This is a genomic window from Candidatus Poribacteria bacterium, from assembly GCA_026702755.1.
Classification (GTDB): domain Bacteria; phylum Poribacteria; class WGA-4E; order WGA-4E; family WGA-3G; genus WGA-3G.
On the sequence record JAPPBX010000022.1, the window covers coordinates 1 to 3688 of the forward strand.

Annotated in this window: 3 protein-coding genes; all 3 read right to left on the reverse strand. The window is 46.0% G+C overall.

The features are described 5' to 3' along the window. Positions 1 to 1223: ATP-dependent Clp protease ATP-binding subunit ClpX (clpX, locus tag OXH39_04250; GenBank protein MCY3549649.1), on the reverse strand; the 1223-nt coding region annotated here is incomplete at its 3' end. A 150-nt stretch (positions 1224 to 1373) separates the two neighbouring features. Further along, positions 1374 to 1976, reverse strand: a complete 603-nt coding sequence (locus OXH39_04255; GenBank protein MCY3549650.1) for an ATP-dependent Clp protease proteolytic subunit — start codon at positions 1974 to 1976, stop codon at positions 1374 to 1376. A 97-nt stretch (positions 1977 to 2073) separates the two neighbouring features. Continuing rightward, positions 2074 to 3378, reverse strand: coding sequence for a trigger factor (gene tig / locus OXH39_04260; GenBank protein MCY3549651.1), 1305 nt, complete (start codon positions 3376 to 3378; stop codon positions 2074 to 2076). Between the last annotated feature and the right edge of the window lie 310 nt (positions 3379 to 3688).

Here is a 3688-nt window from a genome sequence, read left to right on the forward strand (position 1 = left end):
GCATCCAATTCATGAAGCGTTGTGACAACTGGGAGTCGTCCAATTAACTCCGGTATAAAACCGTATTTAATGAGATCTTTCGGCGTTGCCTGAGCAAAGATTTCATGAATCCGTGTCTCGCTCTTGGGTTGGATAGGCGAACCGAAGCCAATACTTTGCTTGCCGAGTCTATCCTTAATCACATTTTCTAACCCGATAAAGGTCCCGCCACAGATGAATAATACCCGCTTGGTATTAACCTCAATCATCTCTTGGTGTGGGTGCTTCCTACCACCGCGTGGTGGGACATTCGCTGTTGTGCCTTCAAGAATCTTAAGCAGTGCTTGCTGAACGCCTTCACCGGAGACATCACGCGTAATTGATGGATTTTCGGATTTTCGCGTAATCTTATCAATCTCATCAATATAAATGATACCTGTTTCAGCACGCGCTACATCACCATCTGCAGCTTGGACGAGTTTCAAGATGATATTTTCGACATCCTCACCGACATATCCAGCTTCCGTCAGCGTTGTTGCATCGGTGATAGCGAATGGCACATCCAAAACTTTAGCAAGCGTTTGGGCAAGGAGCGTTTTCCCCGTGCCTGTTGGACCGATGAGCAAAATATTGCTCTTGTCCAATTCAACGTCCTGGGTTGTGCTGCTGCTGTGGTGTAATCGCTTGTAGTGTGTGTAAACTGCAACAGCTAATGTTTTCTTAGCATCTTCCTGACCTATTACATATTCATCAAGTTTCGCTTTAATTTCTTCAGGTGAGGGGGGTACTCCAAGTGTGCCTTGTTCATTTTTTGTTTGCGAGCGTGCTGTACCTGCGGTATCAGTTTCCGTTTTCTCACGCGAACTGCCGCGTGTTTGTGAAGATTGGCCTTGAGAACCGCCAGATTCCTGCTGTTCGCGTCTCTCTCCGCTTTTAAAGTCCTCCATAGCAAAATCAATGCTACCATCCGGTCTGCGAGCGAGAACGTCATTACAAACATCAATACACTCGGAAAGACATTTTTCGCAGATATTCGCCTCAACTCCATTAAAGAGTCTTTCGACTTGCGTATTATCGCGCCTACAAAATGCACATGAAGCATTATCCACCGTGGATGCTGATAGACGAACAATACATTCAACACAAATATTTGCTTCTCTACCTTGAAGGAGTCGTAGACGGATCTGTGTACTGTCCTGGAGACAAAAAGAACAAGACACTTCACGATGGGCGGATTGTGACATTAGAGATTTTCCTTTTTTAGTGGCTATCAGCCGTCATGGGATTAGCTGTCAGCCGTCAAAGCGGTTTTTCTACGAAAAACCTTTCAGTTGTCAGATAAGAGGGTGTTTGGTGAACCCAACGTCTCTTTACTGATTGCTGACTGCTGATGGCTATTGCTTCTCTGTGGCACGTTGCGAGACAACATGGTCAACGAGACCGTATTCAAGTGCTTGCTCGGCGGTCATGTAAAAATCGCGGTCGGCATCGATAGCGATCTTTTTGACATCTTGGCTGGTATGCTCGGCTAAAATAGCATAAAGCCGATCTCGCTCCTGTAAAATTTCTTGGGCATGAATGCTAATATCGGAGGCTTGACCACCGATACCACTTGCCATCGGCTGGTGAATCAATGCTTTCGCATGCGGTAACGCGTAGCGTTTGCCGGGTGCCCCCGCAGCGAGTAAGATAGCTCCCATACTATACGCTCTACCCAAACACCATGTCTGGACATCTGCCTTGATATACTGCATCGTATCGTAAATCGCTAAACCTGCGGAAACCGAACCGCCGGGTGTGTTAATATAGAGCACAATATCTGCATCAGGGTCCTTACCCTCAAGAAAAAGCATCTGTGCTGTTACGATGTTTGCAATAACGTCATCATCAATCGGCGTGCCGATCATGATAATTCTATCTTCCAGCAGGCGAGAATAAATATCATACGACCGTTCGCCCCGGCTAGTTTGTTCAACGACGATAGGTACAAGATTCATATTTTTTCATAGCCATCAGCCATCGAAAACCGTCAGCAGTCGGTAAAGAGAAGACGGAAGCCTCTCCCTCTTTGCTGATAGCCGATAGCCATATTCTTCAGGCAATTATGAGTGACTGTTTAGCAGATGCTCGGTGAATCAGGAACTGATAAATTTTTTCGTGTTGTAGCCGCCCTCGGAAATCCTCCAACCGGTTGCTTGATTTCAGCAGGGTGGCATATTTTTGAGCGTCGCGGTTCTGTTGTTCGGCGGCACGTCGAATTTCATATTCCAATTCATCGTCGGACACGGAAATCCCTTCCTGTTCGGCAATTATCTCGAAAATCCATGACTGTTTTGTTTGTTGAATGACATCCCGACGTAAATCCTCCGGTAGCGTATCCATGTCAATTCCAGCTTCTTCAGCACTTCTACGCTCGGTCGCGAGTTGCTGTTGCACGTTTTGAAGCGTCTGCTCGACATATTGATCGACTAAGGGTTCTGGAATCGCAATCTCGGTCTTTTCGATGAGTTGCTCCAACAACTCTGCCTTCTGTTTATCAACGTGTATACTTGTCGCCTCTTCAACGAGGTTGTTCCATATCATTCCATAAAGTTGAGAATAATTTTCGTAACCGAGGTCCTTCGCAAACTCATCATCCAAGGGAGGAAGATGCTTTTCCGTGATAGCGTGCAGTGTTATTTTATATGCCGCAGACTTACCGGCGAACTCTTTGACACTGTGTTCTTGAGGAAATTCAATATCTACAGTTTTTGTCTCCCCGATTTGCATGCCAAGTAACGCCCGTTCAAGCTCTTCGTGTAAAGTGCCAACGCCGAGTTCTACATCAACATCTTGTCGCGACTCGGTGTCGATTAGTTTACCATCAAGTGAGCATTCCCAGTCTACACGGACACAGTCTTTTTCCTGTACCGAACGTTCAACCTCAAGCGGTTCATAAGTGGCGGATTGTGCCTGCAATTGTGTAATATAGACATCAACATCTTCGCGCGGTACATCAACAGGATTTTTATCGGTCTCAAGTTCTTCATAACCCGGGAGGCTGATATTGGGGCGAATGTCTACGGTGGCTGAGAATGTGAGAGATTCGTTTTCCTTGACTTGCAATTCGTCAAGTGGCGGGGTAAAAGTAGGCTGTGCCAGTGGGTTTAAATTTTCGTTATAGATTGCGTCTTCGTAAGCATGAATAACCAGATAGCGGATGGCTTCGCTACTGACATACTCAGGAAATCTTGATTTGAGAATCGTTATAGGAACGCGTCCCTTCCGAAAACCGGGGATGGAGACTTGGGTACGCAATGACTCATAAGTTTCTTCTAATGCTGCATTAACGTCTTCAATAGGAACCTCTATGTCCAGACGGACTCGCGTGGTGTCTAACCTCTCAATTTGAACTTTCAAGTTTTTTTGTCCTCACGCTAAGCATTCAAAACCCGAATACTTTCAAAATTAGAATTAACTTTATATCCGTCGTTCTTCCAGAACGCTAAAGTAAAGCACTTTAGAAATCCGCCCTGTGCCCCCGGTCCGGTAGGTACGGTTTGTAACCGCACCGGGACTGCAAAGGAGTGTACCAGATTTTTATGGTATTGGAACTGCCCAATCCTGTCCCTAATTTACTGAAGAGATAAAAACCCGCCACCCTCAAATACGACGATGGGCGAGGAGGGACTTGAACCCTCACGAGGCGTAACCCCAATAGATCCTAAGT